The 17983-nt window shown below is 65.7% G+C and carries 18 protein-coding genes; 10 read left to right on the top strand and 8 right to left on the bottom strand.

Annotated elements, in window-relative coordinates; all coding sequences use genetic code 11:
• The first annotated feature begins 132 nt into the window (after positions 1–132).
• Positions 133–351 carry a 4-oxalocrotonate tautomerase family protein gene (locus EN857_RS28800; protein WP_127393878.1) on the top strand — a complete coding sequence of 73 codons (219 nt, stop codon included), beginning with the start codon at positions 133–135 and terminating at the stop codon, positions 349–351.
• A gap of 59 nt (positions 352–410) precedes the next feature.
• Here EN857_RS28800 and EN857_RS28795 read toward each other — a convergent pair whose 3' ends face one another.
• Positions 411–1334 (bottom strand): SMP-30/gluconolactonase/LRE family protein, encoded by a 924-nt coding sequence (locus EN857_RS28795; RefSeq protein WP_127311377.1) that lies wholly within the window; start codon positions 1332–1334, stop codon positions 411–413.
• Positions 1335–1465: 131 nt separating this feature from the next.
• On the opposite strand from EN857_RS28795, the gene EN857_RS28790 reads away from it, so the two are divergent.
• From EN857_RS28790 to EN857_RS28780, 3 genes are all read left to right on the top strand, one after another.
• The gene (locus tag EN857_RS28790; RefSeq protein ID WP_127393877.1) at positions 1466–2959 is read left to right on the top strand and encodes a sugar ABC transporter ATP-binding protein; all 1494 of its coding nucleotides are present in this window, start codon (positions 1466–1468) and stop codon (positions 2957–2959) included.
• Between the two features lie 123 nt (positions 2960–3082).
• A complete protein-coding gene (locus EN857_RS28785) occupies positions 3083–4159 on the top strand; it encodes an ABC transporter permease (RefSeq protein WP_127393362.1) in 1077 nt (358 codons plus the stop codon).
• 13 nt (positions 4160–4172) lie between these two features.
• On the top strand, positions 4173–5270 hold the full coding sequence (locus EN857_RS28780) for a substrate-binding domain-containing protein (RefSeq protein ID WP_127393361.1): 1098 nt from the start codon (positions 4173–4175) through the stop codon (positions 5268–5270).
• A gap of 68 nt (positions 5271–5338) precedes the next feature.
• Here the strand turns inward: EN857_RS28780 and EN857_RS28775 are convergent, their stop codons facing one another.
• The 3 genes from EN857_RS28775 to EN857_RS28765 form a co-directional block, all read right to left on the bottom strand.
• Positions 5339–6358 carry a LacI family DNA-binding transcriptional regulator gene (locus EN857_RS28775; protein ID WP_187331440.1) on the bottom strand — a complete coding sequence of 340 codons (1020 nt, stop codon included), beginning with the start codon at positions 6356–6358 and terminating at the stop codon, positions 5339–5341.
• 48 nt (positions 6359–6406) lie between these two features.
• Positions 6407–7441: an L-idonate 5-dehydrogenase gene (locus tag EN857_RS28770; protein ID WP_127393360.1), complete on the bottom strand. Its 1035-nt coding sequence runs from the start codon at positions 7439–7441 to the stop codon at positions 6407–6409.
• Between the two features lie 67 nt (positions 7442–7508).
• A complete protein-coding gene (locus EN857_RS28765) occupies positions 7509–8456 on the bottom strand; it encodes a 2-hydroxyacid dehydrogenase (RefSeq protein WP_127393359.1) in 948 nt (315 codons plus the stop codon).
• Between the two features lie 77 nt (positions 8457–8533).
• Between EN857_RS28765 and EN857_RS28760 the strand changes: the two genes are divergently transcribed.
• From EN857_RS28760 to EN857_RS28745, 4 genes are read left to right on the top strand one after another with little or no spacing between them, the layout of a single operon-like run.
• Positions 8534–9289, top strand: coding sequence for an SDR family oxidoreductase (locus EN857_RS28760; RefSeq protein WP_127283429.1), 756 nt, complete (start codon positions 8534–8536; stop codon positions 9287–9289).
• Between the two features lie 13 nt (positions 9290–9302).
• Positions 9303–9794 carry a gluconokinase gene (locus EN857_RS28755; RefSeq protein ID WP_245493435.1) on the top strand — a complete coding sequence of 164 codons (492 nt, stop codon included), beginning with the start codon at positions 9303–9305 and terminating at the stop codon, positions 9792–9794.
• On the top strand, positions 9791–10672 hold the full coding sequence (locus tag EN857_RS28750; protein ID WP_127391580.1) for an NAD(P)-dependent oxidoreductase: 882 nt from the start codon (positions 9791–9793) through the stop codon (positions 10670–10672). The genes EN857_RS28755 and EN857_RS28750 overlap by 4 nt, the downstream gene beginning before the upstream one ends.
• A complete protein-coding gene (locus EN857_RS28745) occupies positions 10669–11010 on the top strand; it encodes a hypothetical protein (RefSeq protein ID WP_127391579.1) in 342 nt (113 codons plus the stop codon). Before EN857_RS28750 ends, EN857_RS28745 begins: the two co-directional genes overlap by 4 nt.
• Positions 11011–11052: 42 nt before the next feature.
• Here EN857_RS28745 and EN857_RS28740 read toward each other — a convergent pair whose 3' ends face one another.
• From EN857_RS28740 to EN857_RS28725, 4 genes are all read right to left on the bottom strand, one after another.
• A complete protein-coding gene (locus tag EN857_RS28740) occupies positions 11053–11439 on the bottom strand; it encodes a response regulator (protein ID WP_127391578.1) in 387 nt (128 codons plus the stop codon).
• Positions 11399–12373 carry a PAS domain-containing sensor histidine kinase gene (locus EN857_RS28735; protein WP_135859439.1) on the bottom strand — a complete coding sequence of 325 codons (975 nt, stop codon included), beginning with the start codon at positions 12371–12373 and terminating at the stop codon, positions 11399–11401. Before EN857_RS28735 ends, EN857_RS28740 begins: the two co-directional genes overlap by 41 nt.
• Entirely contained in the window at positions 12318–15032 is a 2715-nt protein-coding gene (locus EN857_RS28730) for a chemotaxis protein CheB (RefSeq protein WP_135859438.1), read from the bottom strand. Before EN857_RS28730 ends, EN857_RS28735 begins: the two co-directional genes overlap by 56 nt.
• Positions 15033–15442: 410 nt before the next feature.
• A complete protein-coding gene (locus EN857_RS28725; RefSeq protein WP_127283435.1) occupies positions 15443–16336 on the bottom strand; it encodes a LysR family transcriptional regulator in 894 nt (297 codons plus the stop codon).
• 205 nt (positions 16337–16541) lie between these two features.
• Between EN857_RS28725 and EN857_RS28720 the strand changes: the two genes are divergently transcribed.
• Both EN857_RS28720 and EN857_RS28715 read left to right on the top strand, forming a co-directional pair.
• Complete coding sequence (locus EN857_RS28720) at positions 16542–16937, top strand: cupin domain-containing protein (RefSeq protein WP_127391575.1); 396 nt, start codon at positions 16542–16544, stop codon at positions 16935–16937.
• Positions 16938–16962: 25 nt separating this feature from the next.
• Positions 16963–17979, top strand: coding sequence for a zinc-dependent alcohol dehydrogenase family protein (locus tag EN857_RS28715; protein ID WP_127391574.1), 1017 nt, complete (start codon positions 16963–16965; stop codon positions 17977–17979).
• Positions 17980–17983 lie beyond the last annotated feature (4 nt).

Genomic DNA, 17983 nt, shown 5'->3' with positions numbered 1-17983 from the left:
TTCCGAATAGTGCTGCCAGCAGCGGGGTGATTATCCGACTTCTGCGGCAATCTATATCCGCCCGATGACGGCGCGACCGTCGTCATCAGCCTCGCCAAGCAACGCCATGAATCCACCGAAAGGAACCTGCAAATGCCCTTTGCCAACTTCAAGATGCCCGAGGCCGCCCTCACAAAAGCGCAGAAGGAAGACCTCGTCCACAAGACCACGCAGATGTTCGTCGACTATTTCGGCGAGGGTGTGCGCCCCTACACCATGGTGCTGATCGAAGAAGTTCCTGATGGAGGCTACGGCCGCGCCGATGAAGTCTTCGTCCTTCCCGATGCCTATCGGGCAAAGGATGGTGCCTGACATGGACAAGGCGGGCCGCTTGTCGAGCGGCTCGCCTTTCGAGCAATGCAAGTCGGACCTCAGCCTCTTGCGGCCGCGTTGGCGACCACGAACACCGCATAGAGCGACTGCCGCGCCGTGATGAACAGGCGGTTGCGCTTGGCGCCGCCGAAGGTGAGGTTCGCCACCGTTTCAGGGATGCGGATCTTGCCGATCAGCGTGCCGTCGGGGTCGAAGCAATGCACGCCGTCGCCGGCGCCTGCCCAGACACGGCCGGCCGTATCCACCCTGAAGCCGTCGAACAGGCCGGCCGTGCAGGTTGCGAAAACGCCGATTTCCCCCAGCGAATTGCCTTCGACGGCAAACTTGCGGATGTGCCGCGGCCCGTCCTTCTGATGCGTGATGCCGGTGTCGCCGACATAGAGGACGCTCTCGTCCGGCGAGAAGGCGAGACCGTTGGGCTTCGCCATCGTCGAGACGACCCGCGCCACCGCGCCGGTCGCGGGATCGGCGCGGTAGACGTGGCAGCCCTCGATCTCCTGTTCGGCGCGGTCGCCCTCATAGTCGGTCGCGATGCCGTAGGGCGGATCGGAAAACCACACTGTGCCATCCGAGCGCACCACGACGTCGTTAGGCGAATTCAGGCGCTTGCCGTCGAAACGGTCGGCGATCACCGTGATCGATCCGTCATGCTCGGTGCGCGTGACGCGGCGCGCCCGATGCTCGCAGGTGACCAGCCGTCCCTCTGTATCGACCGTGTTGCCGTTGGCATTGTTTGCCGGCGCCCGGAACACCGAAACCACGCCATTGGTCTCGTCGTAGCGCATGATGCGGTCGTTGGGGATGTCGGAGAAGACCAGATAGCGCCCGGCCGCGAACCATGCCGGGCCTTCCAGCCAGCGCCCGCCGGTCCACAGCCGCTCGACCGCCACATGGCCGACGAAGCAGCTTTCGAACCGCTCGTCGAGGACCTCGAAGCCGGCGCCCTCTATGTCTCCGAACATGCTTCTTCCTCCGCGAAAACGGGTTATCGATAGCCTTCGCGGCGAGCTGTTTTCAAGACTTGACCTGCAAAAATGTTAGCGATAACATCGGTGCCAATTCAGTCCGTTTGCTTGGCTTGGGAGGGCCATAGATGCGGCCCAAGCTCATCGAATTCATCGACATCTCCAAGCGCTTCGGCGGCACCCTGGCGCTGAAGTCGGTGTCGCTCGACATCCACGAGGGCGAGATCGTCGCCCTGCTCGGCGAGAACGGCGCCGGCAAGTCGACGCTCATCAAGACGCTCGCCGGCATCCACAAGCGCGACCAAGGCACGATCCGCTTTCGCGGCGAGGACTACCACCACCGCCCGCCGCGTCCCAACCAGCCGCAGAAGGTCGCCTTCATCCATCAGGACCTCGGCCTCATCGAATGGATGACGGTGGCCGAGAATGTCGGCATGGCGCAAGGTTTTTCGCGCCGCTCCGGCCTGATCGACTGGCGCGACACCGAGCGCCGCGCCGAGCGCGCGCTGGCGCTGGTCGGCTGCGCCTTCGATCCGGCGACGCGCGTCCAGGATCTTTCCCGCACCGAAAAGTCGCTGGTGGCGATCGCCCGCGCGCTGGCGACTGAGGCCGACGTGCTGGTGCTCGACGAGCCGACGGCGAGCCTGCCGGCGGACGAGGTCGAGCGCCTGTTCGAGGCGCTGCGGCCGTTGCGCGAGCGCGGCGTCGGCATGATCTATGTCTCGCACCGGCTGGACGAGGTGTTCCGCATCGCCGATCGCGTCGCCGTCATGCGCGACGGCCGCATGGTCGCGGTGAAGCCGGTGGTCGAGACCACGCCGCAGGAACTGGTCGACCTGATCGTCGGCCGGCCGGCGCACCAGATGTTCGCCAAGTCGCAATGGCAGGACGGGCCGGAGCGGCTCAAGGTCGAAAACCTCACTTGCGGCAACGTCGGCCCAGTCACCTTCGAGGCGCGCTCCGGCGAATTGCTCGGGCTGGTCGGCCTGCGCGGCGCCGGACAGGAGGCTGTAGGCCGCGCGCTGTTCGGCGCCGAGCGTTTCGAGGGAACGGTCTCGCTCGACGGCAAGCGCCTCGACCTGTCATCGGTCGGCGCCGCCCTTGCCGCCGGCGTCGGCCTCATCGCGCGCGACCGCACCGAGGAATCGGTCGCGCTGTCGCTTTCCGTGCGCGAGAACATGTATCTCAATCCGTCGGCGGTCGGTCGCGGGCTGTTCTCCTTCATGAAGCCGGCGCACGAGAGCGAGCTCACGCAGGAACTCGGCGCGCGGCTGGGGCTGAGGCCCAACGATCCGCATCTGCCGATCGAAGCGCTTTCAGGCGGCAACCAGCAGAAGGTGGTCGTCGGCCGCTGGCTGGCGACGGGCCGCAAGCTTCTGATCGCCGAGGACCCGACGGCCGGCGTCGATGTCGGCGCCAAGGCCGAGATCTACCGGCTGATCGCGGCGGCCGTCGAGGCAGGGCTGGCGGTCATCGTCGTCTCCACCGATTTCGAGGAGGTCGCCCATATCTGCCATCGCGCCCTCGTCTTCTCGCATAACCGCATCGTGCGCGAGCTGGCCGGCGATGCCTTGACGACGGCTGCGCTCATTCGTGCCGCCTCCGTGTCCGAAGCCGCCTAGAGCCGGATGATTTCAGGTCGAATCGACCTGAAATCTGAATCCGGTTCTAAATCAAAGAGATAGAGCATGATGTCGTCCGAAATCCGCCTCACACTTTTCGGCATCATGCTCTAGGAGGACCCCATGAATTCGATCAAATCGACGGCGCTTGAGCCGACCCGGTCGGAACTTTCCGGGCTGAGCCTCGGCCAGAAGGCTTCGCGCTACCTGCCGGTCTACGGCCTGCCGATCCTGACGCTGCTGCTCATCCTGCTGTTCTCGCTGCTGTTGCCGCGGACGTTCCCGACGCTGCTCAATTTGCGCTCGATCATCTCCGACAAGGCGATCATCGCGATGCTGTCGCTGGCGGCGATGATCCCGATGGCCTCGGGCCGCATCGACCTGACGGTGGGCTACGGCATCGTGCTGTGGCACATCCTGGCCATCAGCCTGCAGACGGCCTTCGGCATCCCGTGGCCGATCGCGGTGCTGATCGTCATCCTGCTCGGCGTGCTTACCGGCTTCATCAATGGCTGGCTGGTCGAGGTGGCGCGCATCGATTCCTTCATCGCCACGCTCGGCACCGGCACCGTGCTGTACGCTTTGGCCATGTGGTACACCGGCGGCCGCCAGGTCGTCGGCGTGCTGCCCGAGGGCTTCCTCTCCCTCAACGGCACGATGCTGTTCGGCTTGCCGATCACCGGCTACTACGTGGTCGTCCTGGCGCTGGCGATGTGGCTCGTGCTCGAATACCTGCCGATCGGCCGCTACCTCTACGCCATCGGCGCCAATCCGAAGGCCGCTGCGCTCAACGGCATCCCGGTGCAGAAATTCGTCATGGGCGCCTTCGTCGCCTCCGGTGCGCTGACCGCGCTGGGCGGGGTGCTGCTCGCCTCGAAGCTCCGCATCGGCCAGGCCAGCGTCGGCCTCGAATATCTGCTGCCGGCGCTGGTCGGCGCCTTCCTCGGATCGACCACCATCAAGCCCGGCCGCGTCAATGTGTGGGGCACCATCATCGGCGTCGTCATCCTCGCTGTCGGCATTTCAGGCATCCAGCAGTTCGGCGGCTCGTTCTGGGTCGAGCCGCTGTTCAACGGCGTCACCCTGCTCGTCGCGATCGGCATTGCCGGCTACGCGCAGCGGCGCCGCGGCGCGGTCGTGCCGCCCGCCACCAATCAACCAGCCACCAGCCAACCAACAAAGACAACCAACAATGCTTAATGGGAGAAACAATATGCATCGCAGAACAGTCCTTCAGCTTGGCGTCGCCTGCCTGGCGCTCGGCATCGCCTCGACCGCGCTCGCCGATCCGATGGCCGACGCCAAGGCGGTCGTCGACAAATACGCCAGCAAGGTCGAGAAATGGGACGGACCGACGTCGGGGCCGAAGGGGGCCGCGGGCAAGACCATCGTCGTGCTCGGCGCCGACATGAAGAACGGCGGCATTCTCGGCGTCACCAAGGGCGTCGAAGAGGCTGCGGCGGCGCTCGGCTGGACGGTCAAGACGCTTGACGGCGCCGGCTCCATAGGCGGCCGCACCGCCGCCTTCGGCCAGGCGCTGGCGCTCAACCCGGACGGCATCATCATCAACGGCTTTGACGCCGTCGAGCAGAAGCCGGCGATGGAGCAGGCCAAGGCGGCCAAGATCCCGATGGCGGCATGGCACGCGGCACCGACGGTAGGCCCGATCGACGACCTCGGCATCATCGCCAACGTCTCGACCGATCCGATGGAAGTGTCGAAGGCGGCCGCCGACTGGGCCTTCGTCGACGCCAAGGGCAAGCCCGGCGTCATCATCTTCACCGATTCCACCTACCAGATCGCCATTGCCAAGGCGGATCGGATGAAGAAGGAGATCGAGGATCTCGGCGGCAAGGTGCTCGAATATGTCGACACGCCGATCGCCGAGACCTCGCAGCGCATGCCGCAGCTCACCACCTCGCTGCTGCAGAAATACGGCGACGCCTGGACCCATTCGCTGGCCATCAACGATCTCTATTTCGACTTCATGGGTCCGTCGCTGGCGGCCGCAGGCAAGTCGGGCACCGACGCGCCGATCAACGTCGCGGCCGGCGATGGCTCGGAATCGGCCTATCAGCGCATCCGCTCCAGCCAGTTCCAGAAGGTGACGGTGGCCGAGCCGCTGAACCTGCAGGGCTGGCAGCTGGTGGACGAGCTCAACCGCGCCATGGCCGGCGAGAAATGGTCGGGTTACATCTCGCCGCTGCATGTGGTGACCTCGGACAATGTCGAGTTCGACGGCGGTCCGGACAACCGCTTCGACCCCGGCAACGGCTACCGCGACGAATACAAGAAGATCTGGGGCAAATAAGCTTCGCCAGCATCTCTGTCGGAAAAGCCAACGGCCGGCGGGATCCCGCCGGCCGTTGCTCTTTCCAATCAAGCCGTGTGGCGTGCGATCACCTTGGGCGTCATGCCGACCACGACCCGGTCGTCGGGTTCCCGCCGCCCATTGAGCAGGTCAAGCACCAGTTCCGCGACGCGGATGCCGATCTCATGCGCGCCGACGTCGATCGTGGTGATCGACGGCACCGACTGCTCGGCAAGGTCATAGGCGCCGAAGCCGGCGATTGCGACGTCGTCGGGAACGCGGATGCCGCGCCGCAGGCATTCCATCAGCGCGCCGAAGGCGGAAAGGTCCGACACGCACATCACCGCCTGGGTGTCCGGCCAGCGCGAGATCATCTCGACCATGGCGGCAGCGCCCTCGCGCATCGAGATCGGCGGCACGCCGGAGGCGATGACGCGCGAGGCGTCGAGGCCGCGGTCCTGCAGCGCCGCCACGAAGCCGCGCCGGCGGTCGAGGCCGCGCGTGTCGCGCGAAGTGTCGCCGCCGATGAAGCCGAGCCGCGAATAACCGCGCGCGACGAGATGATCGACCATCAGCCGCCCGGCCTCGGCGTTGGAGAAGCCGACGACGTGGCCGATCGGATCGCTCGGCAGATCCCAGGTCTCCACCACCGGCACGCCGGCATTGGCCAGCATCTTGCGGCAGCGCGGCGTGTGCCTGCCGCCGGTGACGATGATCGCTTCCGGCCGCCGCTGCAGCAACTGCCCGACCAGGCGCTCTTCCTCCTGGACATTGTAGTCGGTGAAGCCGAGCAGGATTTCCAGCCCGCTGTCGCGCAGGCCCTCGGTCATGCCGCGCACCGTGTCGGCGAAGTTGGCATTGTTGATCGATGGTATCGTCACCGCGACGAAGCCGGAGCGCCGCGAGGAAAGGTTGGCGGCGATGCTGTCGAAGACATAGCCGAGCTCTTCGGCCGCCTGCAGGATGCGGTCTCGCGTGTCGGCGCTGACCGAGGCGTCGCGCTTGAAGGCGCGCGAGACGGTCATCGTCGAGACGTTGGCGCGATGCGCGACATCGGCCATGGTCGGGCGTTTGGGCGAGGACTGCATGGCCGTACGTTATCGATATCACAACGGAATGCAACGCGCCGCCGACGCTTATGCAAAGGCGATCTGGACCTTCATCGCCCGGCTTCGGTCGTTGGCAAGCTCGAAGCCGGCAAGCGCCTCGTCGAAGGCCACCGTGTGGGTGATCAGCGGCTTGACGTCGATCAGCCTCTTGCGCATCAGGCCGACGCCGACGGCGAATTCCGGATGGAAGCGGAACGAGCCGTTGATCGACAGTTCCTTGGCGGTGACCGTCGACATCGGCAGCGCCATCTCGGCGCCGCCGAGGCCGAGCTGCACGATCGTGCCGCGCGGACGCGTCGCCGCGATGCCTTGCGCCAGCGCCGCCGCCGCGCCCGAGCATTCGTAGAGGATGTCGAACGTCCCCTTGTCGGCGAGATAGGGCGCCAGCCCCTCCGGATCTGTCCGCGTGTTGATCGCTTTGTCGGCGCCGGCGCGCAGCGCCATCGACAGGGTGAAATCGGCGAGGTCGACGGCGACGATCTCGGCCGCGCCCGCGCGCCGGGCACTGAGGATCGACAACAGGCCGATCGGCCCGCAGCCGGTCACCAGCACGCGCTTGCCCAGCATCTCGCCGGCCCGGCGCGTGGCGTGGAGGCAGACCGCCAGCGGTTCGGCCATCGCCGCTTCGCCGGCGCTCAAGCCGTCGGCCGGCACGCATTGCGGCGCGTCGGCCACCAGCATTTCGCGGAACGCGCCCTGGATGTGCGGGAACGGCATGGCGCTGCCGTAGAATCGCATGTTGAGGCACTGGTTGTGCATCCCCTCGCGGCAGTAGCGGCAGCTGTAGCAGGGCCGCGACGGCGAGACAGCGACCAGTTGGCCAGGCTCCAGCCCGCTGACGCCGGGACCAAGCTTCTCGATCACGCCGGAGACCTCGTGGCCGAGGATCATCGGCTCCTTCAGACGCACCGTTCCGAAGCCGCCATGATTGTAGTAGTGCAGGTCGCTGCCGCAGATACCGCCGGCGGCAAGACGCAACAGCACCTGGCCCGGTCCCGGCTCCTCGACGGGACGGTCCTCGATGCGCAGGTCCTTGGCGGCGTGGATGACGATCGACTTCATGGTGGGCGAACTCCTCGAGCAATACCAGGAAAAGTGGATGACGGTTTTCCGTCCGGGATTGCGTAAGCTAAAGCACCGGCGAGATGAGTGGCTGGCCGGCGAAATGAGCGGCGAGGTTGTCGCGCACCAGTCTGCCCATCGCCTTGCGCGTTTCGACCGTGCCCGAGGCATGGTGCGGCTGCAAAAGCACGTTGTCGAGCTCCAGGAAGCGTGGATTGAGCTTCGGCTCGCCTTCGAAGACGTCGAGCGCGGCCGAGCCGAGCCCCTTCTTCTCGAGCGCGTCGAGCAGCGCGTCCTCGTCGATGTTGGAGGCGCGCGAGATGTTGATCAGCATGCCTTCCTCGCCGAGCGCCGCGATCACCTCGCTGTTCACGATGTGGCGCGTCGCGGCGGAAGCGGCAAGCGTCACGAACAGGAAGTCCGAACGCCTGGCCAGCGCGACGGGATCGGCGAGGAACTCCCAATCGGCGGCAAAGTCCTTTGGCGCCACGTCGCTGTAGGCGATCTCCATGCCGAAGCCGGCAAGGCGCTTGGCCACCTCATAGCCGATGCGGCCGAGGCCGAGCACGCCGGCCCGCCGTCCCCAGACCCGGCGCTTGAGCGGATAGAGCCCCTTCGCCGCCCAGCTGCCGTCGCGCACCCAGCGCTCCGCGCCGATCATGCCGCGCGACAGGCACAGCATCATGGCGATGCCGAGATCGGCGACGTCATTGGTCAGCACGTCCGGCGTGTTGGTGACGCGCACGCCGCGCTCCCGGCAGGCCACGAGATCGACCGCGTCGAAACCGACGCCATAGACGGAAACGAGTTCGAGCGACGGGCAGGCCTCGATCATGGCGCGGTTGGCGCCAAGCTCGCCGCGCGTGGCAATGCCGCGCACGAGCGGTCCGACCTCGGCGAGAAAGGCCGGCTTGTCGTCGGCCGCGAAATAGCGGTGCACCGTGAAGGCTTCGTTGAGCGGCTCCTCGTCCCATGCGGGATAGGGTCCAACCTGAAGGATGTGAGGCCGCTGCATCGTATTCGCTCCACTTGACTTGACAGATGATGTTATCGATAACATAAGACGCTCAGCGACGAGAGGCAATCAGGAAAATGTCGTCCAAACTGTTCGATCTCAGCGGGCGCACCGCGCTCGTAACCGGCTCGTCGCAAGGCATCGGCTTTGCCTTGGCCAAGGGCCTCGCCGAAGCTGGCGCCAAAGTGGTCCTCAATGGCCGCGACGAAGCTAAGCTGCGTGCCGCGGCAGCGGACATTCCGGGCGCCGCGACGCTCGCCTTCGACGCGACCGACCATGATGCGGTCCGTGCCGCCATCGACGCTTTCGAGCTTGCCGGCGGGTCGATCGACATCCTGGTCAACAATGCCGGCATGCAGTTCCGCACGCCGCTCGAGGACTTTCCCGCCGACGCCTTCGAGCGCCTGCTGCAGACCAATGTCGCCAGCGTCTTCCATGTCGGCCAGGCCGTGGCGCGGCACATGATCGGGCGCGGCCGCGGCAAGATCATCAACATCGCCAGCGTCCAGACCGCGCTCGCCCGCCCCGGCATCGCGCCCTACACCGCGACCAAGGGCGCGGTCGGCAATTTGACCAAGGGCATGGCGACCGACTGGGCCAAGCACGGGTTGCAATGCAATGCCATTGCGCCCGGCTATTTCGACACGCCGCTCAATGCAGCCCTCGTCGCCGACCCGGCATTCAGCGCCTGGCTCGAAAAACGCACGCCGGCCGGCCGCTGGGGCAAGGTCGAGGAACTGGTCGGCGCCTGCGTCTTCCTGGCCTCCGAGGCGTCATCCTTTGTCAACGGACACATTCTCTATGTCGATGGCGGCATCACGGCTTCGATCTGATCCCCCACCGCGCATGGTGGTCATGGGCGTCACCGGTTCCGGCAAGACGACGGTCGGCGAGGCGCTCGCCGATGCGATCTCGGCGACATATGTGGATGGCGACAAGCTGCACCCGCAGGCCAACATCGCCAAGATGAGCGCCGGCATTCCGCTCGACGATGCCGACAGGTGGCCCTGGTTGGCCAAGGTCGGCGCAACGCTGCGGCAACGGCCCACGCCGGTCATTGTCGGCTGCTCGGCGCTGAAACGCGCCTATCGCGATTTCATCACCGAGCAGGCGGGCGCGCCGGTGCTGTTCATCTATCTCGACGGGTCGCGCGCGCTGATCTCGCAGCGCATGCATGAGCGTACCGGCCACTTCATGCCCACCAGCCTGCTCGACAGCCAGTTCGCGACGTTGGAGGTGCCGGGCAAGGACGAGAATGCGATCGCGGTGACAATCGACGCGGAGCTCGATGAGATCGTCGCCGACATAGCAGCCAGGTTCGCGGGAGGACCGACATGACCAACAAAGTGGCACTGATTGGCGCCGGCGCCATGGGTGGAGCGATCGGCGAGCGCCTGCTCGCCACCGGCAATCGCCTCGCCGTGTTCGACCTCGACAAGACCAAGGTGGAAGTGCTGGTCGCCAAGGGCGCGACCGCGATGGCGAGCGCGGCCGAGGCTGCCGGCGCCGCCGACTACGTCATCCTCAGCCTCAATTCAGCGGCGATCGTGCGCCGCGCCGTGTTCGGCGATGCCGGTGTGGCCGCCGGCGCGAAGCCCGGCACGCTGATCATCGACATGTCGTCAATCGATCCCGACGCGACGCGCCAGCTCGCCGCCGACGCCAGCGATAGAGGTCTGCGCTGGGTCGACAGCCCACTCTCCGGCGGTGCGCCGAAGGCGCTGATCGGCGCATTGACGCTGATGGCCGGCGGCGAGGAGAAGGATGTCGCGGATGCCCATACCGTGCTGCGCGACGTCGCTGCCAATTACACGCATATGGGCCCAGCCGGCGCCGGCCAGACGACCAAGCTCATCAACCAGGTGCTGTGCGCGCTGAATTTCATGGCTGTGGCGGAGGCGACCCGGCTGGCGCTCGACGCCGGCGTGGATGCGCTCAAGATCCCGCAAGCGCTCAAGGGCGGTCGCGCCGACAGCGCCATCCTGCAGGAATACCTGCCGCGCTTCGCCACCCGCGACTACCGCCGCACCGGCCGCATCGACAACATGGTCAAAGACCTCAACGCCGCCCAGGACTTGGCGCGGCGCACGCATACGGCGATGCCGCTGACGGCGCTCTGCGCCGAGGTGCACCGGCTGCTGACCGCCGCCGGACTGGGCGGCGAGGACCAGGCCGCACTGATGGAATTCTTCCAACGCAAAGAGGACGGCAAATGATCACGCGCTACGCACTGTTCGAAGGCAAGGTGAAGGACGGCCAGACGGAAGCGTTCCGCAGGGACGTGATCGAGACCGTCCTGCCCAAATGGAAAGCCTTCCCGGGCGCGCTCGATGTCCGCGTCTCCTTCGCCGAGAAGCGCGACGACGGCGCGCCGGAATACCCGATGATCCTGGCGATCAACTACCGCGACATGGCGGCGGTCGACGCGGCCCTCGCCAGCCCCGCCCGCGCCGAATCGCGCGCCGCGACCGAAGCGGTGCTGTCGCGATATTTCGAGGGCCGCATCCACCACCATGTCACTATCGCCAATGAGTTTCCCCTGGCGGGCGATTGACCTGGCAACTGGCCGGCCGTTTCCGTGAAACGGTGAACGGCCCTAGGGTTCGATGTGTTGCCGGTGTCCGGCCCGCGCTGACGCTTCCTCGATCGTCCGCATCAGCTCGTCAGGGTCGTATGGCTTCTGGAGCGTGAGTTCGTTTTCGAAATCGCCCGTCAGTCCGTCGGAGCCGTAGCCGGTGGCGAACACGAACGGGATGCCGCGCCGACGCAGGACTTCAGCCACGGGAAACGACTTTGTGCCGGCGAGGTTTATGTCGAGGATGGCCAGGTCGATATCCGCCTGGTCGGCGAACGTCATGGCCTCGCCCACCTGGGCAAGCGATCCTACCACCTGGTGTCCCATTTCGAGCAGAAGATCTTCCAAAAGCATGGCGACGAGGAATTCATCCTCGAGAATCAGAACCCGTTTCGCCTGCCCGGTCACCCTGTGCTCCAAGCATCTGCCCGGCGGGTAGCGGGGCAATCATTGTACACACAATTCCAGTCGACGCGTAGTCAACGCGCACTTCGCCGCCGAGTTCCGACGCCAGGGCGCGTTCTATCAGGCGCGAACCGAAGCCCTTGTTCTTCGGTTTGGCAACCGGAGGGCCGCCGCTCTCTTGCCAATGCAGGACGAGCCGGCGATCGGCATTCTCGCCTTCTACCTGCCACACGATCACGACATCGCCTTCCTCGGACGACAATGCGCCGTACTTGGCGGCGTTGGTGGTGAGTTCGTGCAGTGCCATGGAGACTGCAAGCGCCGCGCCTGGCGCCAGCCGGACGGGGGGACCTTCGATCCGGAAGCGGTTTTCTCCGCCCGCATGCGGCTTGACCGTATCGGAGACGATGTCGCCGAGATCCGCGCTCTGCCAGTTTTCGCGCGTCAAGATGTTCTGCGCGTTTGCGAGATTGATGAGCCGCGCGCCGAACGCTTCCCGCGCTTCGTCCAGCGTCGAGGCGTGGCCGAGGGTCTGGGAAGCGATGGACTGGACCACCGCCAGCGTATTTTTGACGCGGTGGTTGAGTTCGGACATGAGCGTTTTGCGATGTCTTTCCGACTGCCTGCGCTCGGTAATGTCCTCGATGGCGAGCAGGATAAGCTCCTCGCGTCCGGCTGCCTGGGACAGTTTGCGGGCATTGAGCAGCATGGAGCGCCGCCCGATATCGCGAAATTCATGCTCTACCTCGTAGTCAGTCACCTCCTGATTTTTCGACAGCACCTCGTCGAGAAGCGTTCGCAGCGCGGGGATGTCCCATTGTCCATTGCCGAGACCGTACAGCAGGCTGCCTAGGGTGTCCTTCGCCGCAACCCTGAACAGCTCATAGAAAGCCGCATTGGCCGACTGGACGTGAAGTTCGGCGTTCAGGACCAGCAAGGGCTGCCGCACCGTGCCGACGATCGCCTCGGCATAGATCCTCGCCTCGTTGACCGCCTCGGCGGCTGCCCTGTTCGGTGATGTCGTTGAAGGTGATCACGACGCCGGCGATGTGATTGTCGCGCGTCCGGTAGGGAAGCATGCGCCGCAGATACCAGCGCCCCGCATCGCTCGGGACCTCGGCCTCGATGGTGGTGAGTTTCCTCAGCACCGTCTCGGCGTCCGACAAAAGCTTGTCGTCGGAGAATTTCCGGGCGAAGTGGGCGATCGGCCGGCCGACGTCCGATGTCACCAGATCGAAAAGTTCCTTTGTCGCCGGCGCGAACCAGTTGATCGCCAGCTTGTTGTCGAGGAACAACGTCGCCGTCTCCGACCCTGCCAGCAGATTGTTGAGGTCGTTCGAACTGCGCTCCAGCTCCGCGATCTTGTGCTGGAGCTGGCTGTTGACGGTGTTCAGTTCCTCGTTGAAGGACTGCAGCTCCTCCTTGGAGGTTTCCAGTTCTTCGTTGGTGGACTGAAGCTCCTCGTTCATCGAGGTCGCTTCCTCGTTCGAGGCCTTCAATTCCTCGTTGGCGGTCTCCAGATGTTCGATGGTGTTGCGCAACTCGGCGCGCATCGAAACCAGCTCCTCCTGGAGCGCGCGCTCGCCGGAGGATGTTTCGCTGGCATCTTCGCGAACGGGCGGCTGCCTGGACTCGCCAGCTGGCGCAGCCGGCTCGAAGCTCACCAGGGCGAATCTGCCGCCATGCGGTTGAGCCGCCAGCGGCACCACTGTCATGGCGACATCCGTCGACCCGCTCCTGTGCAGGCGGCCCTGGACGGTGACGCTCTTGTCGCTCTTCAAGGCGTCGCGTATCGCGCTGCGAAGGTTGATCGCCAGCCCGTCCCGCGCCATGGCCAGAATGTCCCTGGTCGGCTCCCCGGATGGCTGTTCCAGATAGTCGCGCGTCGTTCCGTGGAAGTAGACGACACGCCCCTTCTGGTCGATCAGCACCGAGGCCGGAGCGTAGCGTTCCAGCAAGGCGCGGCGCGCAATGTCGACGACAGGTGCGGAGGCATTTTCCGCTGGCATGGGCGGCGGCGCGGCGGCCCCTGCGCCGGTTCCGATCGCTCCGCGCGGCAGCCGATAGTCGATGAGGTCGTGCCGCGTAGGCCCGAGCCGGCGGTATATCCGCCACTTCTTCGAAACTGTTTCGAACAGATCGTCATGCCGCCCGATTGTCTCGGCATTGCCGAGAAACAGGTGCCCATCGGGACGCAAGGCGAAATGAAACTGGCCGAGGACGCGTTGCTGCGCCTCCGGTTCCAGGTAAATCAGGAAATTGCGGCACGAAATGATGTCCAATCGCGAGAACGGCGGATCGCGCAGCAGGTTCTGCGCGGCGAACACCACCATGTCGCGAAGGTCCTTGCTGACCTGAAAGGACCCTTCGAGCCTTTCGAAGAAGCGGCGGACCCGCTCTGGCGGAAAACCCGCCAGCGCCGCCGTCGGGTAGATGCCGTCGCGCGCCTTGCGCAAATTGCCTTCCTGGGCGTCCGTGGCGAACACCTTCAGGTCGAAGCGCTTGCCGGCGGCTTCCGCATGCTCGGCAATCAGCATGGCTACCGAATAGGCTTCCTCGCCCGTAGCGCAGGCGGGCACCCAGACACGCACCGACTCGCCACTCGCCCGCTCAGCTACGAGAGGCGCGATCACCAGCTCGCCCAGCGCCTTCCATGCCTCGGCGTCGCGGAAGAAGCCGGTGACGCTGATCATCAGATCGGCGACCACCATGGTCACCTCTTCCGAACTGGTTCGCAGGTCGTCGAGGTAATCGGCAAGTTTCTCGATGTTCCGCAGTCCCATGCGACGATGGACGCGCCGCCTGAGCGTGTTGCGCTTGTAGCTGCTGAAATCGTGTCCGTCGCGGGCGCGCAGGATCTCCAGAACGTCCTCGATCGTTGCTTCGCCCCTCGGGACGACCGGCTCGACCTCGGCCGGGGCGGAGACATAGCCATGATGGACATAGGCGAGCAGCGTCGCCGGCATCTTTTCCGGGGCCAGCACGTGGTCGGCAAGGCCGGCGGCGATCGCGCTGCGTGGCATGCCGTCGAACTTGGCCGTCTCCGGCGCCTGGACCAGGCTCATGCCGCCTTCGGCCCGGATCTCCTTCAATCCTTCCGTGCCATTGCTGCCGGTGCCGGAAAGCACGATCGCCACCGAACGCTCGCGCTGCTCGGTGGCGATCGAGGCAAACAAGACATCGACCGGATGCCGCTGGCCGCGAGGCTGCGACGGCTTCGATACCTTCAAACCGCCCTTCACCAGTTTGAGGTCGGTATCGGGGGCGATCACATAGACATGGTCGGGGGCGATCGCCATGCCGTCCTCGACCTGCACCACCGGCATCCTGGTGCGGCCGCTCAAAATCCGGGCCATCTCGCTTTCGCGCTTTGGGTCGAGATGCAGCACCACGACGAAGGCGCAACCACTGTCGGCCGACATGGCATCGAAGAAGCTGCCCAGCGCCTCGATGCCGCCTGCCGAGGCGCCGATCCCGACGACGGGAATCGCGTCGTTCGGGCGGCGTTCAATGCCGTCTTCCTCGGCGGCGTGCGTTCGGTTTGCCCGCGTGCCGCTTCCCGAACTGCCTGGCTTCTTGCTTGGTTCTTTGGCCATGTCGCCCGTCAAAAATGCATGGCCGGGGATCACCCAGCGGGGACCGTCTGCGTTCCCGGCATGGTGTGAATCTTGCACGGATGCGGTGCAATCGCAAACAAAAGCGCGGCCCGAGACATATGCGACAATTCCGGCCGGATATCCTGCCGATCGCCGCGGCCCCGCTCCCGCTACGGCGCTATCTCGCTAACAGCCAGTCCCGAAACGCGCGCACCTTGGCGGATCGCCTCTGCATTGATGGCGACCCGCGACGGCTGACCGGCGGAGACCCTCGCCGGCCTGTCCCCTGGCGAAGTGCGCTCGCGGATCTGAGCGGCAATGACCCGAAAGGGTCGACCGCGCGAGTTCATGACCGGCGAGACCATCGACGGCGGGCAGCGGCTGATTTGGCCAACAAGCGCTCCTGCCCCTCAGCTCCGGTGCCGCAGCGCCTCGACGATCACCGCCAATGCCGGCGAGAGCTGCCGCCGACTCGGATAGTAGAGATGATAGCCGGCGAAGGGCGGGCTCCAGTCGCCGAGCACCAGCGTCAGCCGTCCCTCGGCGATGTGGCGGCTGACAAGGCTTTCCGGCACATAGGCGATGCCTGAGCCGCTGATCGCGGCGTCGACCATCGGGATGGTCGAGTTGAAGGTGAGTTGGCCCTCCACCCGGACCCTGAGGTCGCGGCCGTCCTTGGCGAATTCCCACGTATAGAGGCCCCCGAACGTCGTCAGCCGCAGGTTGATGCAGTCGTGCGCGACCAGATCCTGCGGCGTCCTGGGCACCGGGCGGCGAGCGAAATAGTCTGGCGAGGCGACGGCCACCAGCCGCCAGTCCGGGCCGATCCGCACCGCGATCATGTCCTTGTCGATGCTCTCGCCGAGCCGCACGCCGGCATCGAAGCGCTCCTCGACGATGTTGCGCATGCCGTTGTCGCTATAGAGCTCGACATTGAGGTCGGGATAGTCGCGCAGCATCGGCTCGAGCTTTGGCCAGACGGTCGACTGCAGCGCATGGTCGGAGAGCGTGATGCGGACCGTTCCCGACGGCTTGTCGCGAAAGGCCACCAGGCTTGCGAGGTCAGCTTCGATCTCTTCGAAACGCGGCACGAGCGACTGGTAGAGCCGCTCGCCCGCATCGGTCGGCGCGACGCTTCGCGTCGTGCGCGTCAGCAGCCGAACACCCAGCCGCGCTTCCAGCTCCTTGATCGTGTGGCTGAGCGTCGACTGCGAGGTTCCGAGCTTCGCCGCCGCCCTGGTGAAGCTGCGCTCGCGCGCAACCGCCACGAACCAGAGCAGATCCTTCATGCCGTCGCGCTGCATCGCTTCCTTGTACCAGATTTATATCAGATCTCGATAAGTCCATGCGGATTATATCGCCTATTCGAACGAGGTCGACCGCAATATGTTCCCCGCAAGTCGGCGCAGGAGGCTCTCCGGCGCGCCGGTCGGGCTCGGCCGACTGGGTCGAAGATCCCTCAACCGCCCTGCGGCCGCCCACATTGAACGCATCAGACGAGAGATCACCATGGACATTATTCGCGCCGGCACGAGACCCTCCGCCAACGGCCCCTCGGACTGGTTCACCGGCACGGTCCGTATCGATTCGCTCTTCAATCCCTTCGATGCCGCGCGGGTGCAGGGCGCTCAGGTGACCTTCGAGCCGGGCGCCCGCACCGCATGGCACACGCATCCGCTGGGACAGACGCTGATCGTCGTCTCCGGCTTCGGCCGTGTGCAGCGCGAAGGCGGTCCGGTCGAAGAGATCCGGCCGGGCGATGTCGTCTGGTTCGCGCCCGACGAAAAACACTGGCACGGCGCGTCGCCCAACACCGCGATGGTCCACATCGCGGTCCAGGAGCCCAGGGACGGCAAGACCGTGGACTGGCTGGAACATGTCAGCGACGCCGATTACGGCGCCTGATCCCGATCGAACGAAAGGAAGAAAAATGCTCGCAACCGTTCTCCACAAGCCCGGCGACATCCGCTGCGAGGAGGTCGCCGATCCGAAAATCCTTCACCCGACGGACGCCATTATCAAGCTGTCGGCGAGTTGCATCTGCGGTTCGGATCTGTGGCCCTATCGCGGGCTGCAGCCGGTGGACGGCCCGATGCACATGGGCCACGAATATTGCGGCATCGTCGTCGAGGTCGGCGCAGAGGTGCGTAACGTCCGCCCCGGCCAGTTCGTCGTCGGCTCGTTCTGCCTCTCCGACAACACCTGCCCGCATTGCCGCTTCGGCTTCCAGTCTTCCTGCGTGCAGCGCGAGTTCATGTCGGGCGCGCAAGCGCCTTACGCCCGCGTGGCGCAGGCCGACGGCACGCTGGTGGCTACCGCGGAGGTTCCACCGGCCGAACTGGTGCCTGACCTCTTGGCCGTCTCGGACGTGCTCGGCACCGGCTGGTATGCGGCCGACGCGGCCGAGGTGCGGCAAGGATCGACCGTGGTCGTGGTCGGTGACGGCGCCGTCGGCCTGATGGGCGTTCTTGCGGCGAGGGAGATGGGCGCGGAGCGCATCATCGCCATGAGCCGCCACGCAAGCCGCCAGAGACTCGCACGCGAGTTCGGCGCCACCGACATCGTGGCCGAGCGCGGCGAGGAAGGCGTGGCGCGCATCAAGGACCTTACCAGAGGCGTCGGCGCCGACTCGGTGCTGGAATGCGTCGGCACGGCCGAATCCTTCGACCAGGCGTTGGCCGTCTCGCGACCCGGCGGCACCATCGGCTATGTCGGCGTGCCGCATGACGTTTCCCTGGACGGACAGCGCCTGTTCTTCGGCCAGAAGCGCATGCTCGGCGGCCCGGCGCCGGTCCGCCGCTTCCTGCCCGACCTGATGGATCGCGTGCTCAAGGGCAGGATCAAGCCCGGCAAGGTCTTCGACCTGCAGCTCCCGCTGGCGGACGTCGCCGAAGGCTACCGCGCCATGGACGAGCGCCGCGCGATCAAGGTGATGCTTTCCGTTTAGCCGG

Source organism: Mesorhizobium sp. M4B.F.Ca.ET.214.01.1.1 (assembly GCF_004791545.1).
GTDB classification, from domain to species: domain Bacteria; phylum Pseudomonadota; class Alphaproteobacteria; order Rhizobiales; family Rhizobiaceae; genus Mesorhizobium; species Mesorhizobium abyssinicae.
Note: the sequence above shows the minus strand (reverse complement) of the source record. Positions and strands in the feature narration are given on the sequence as shown.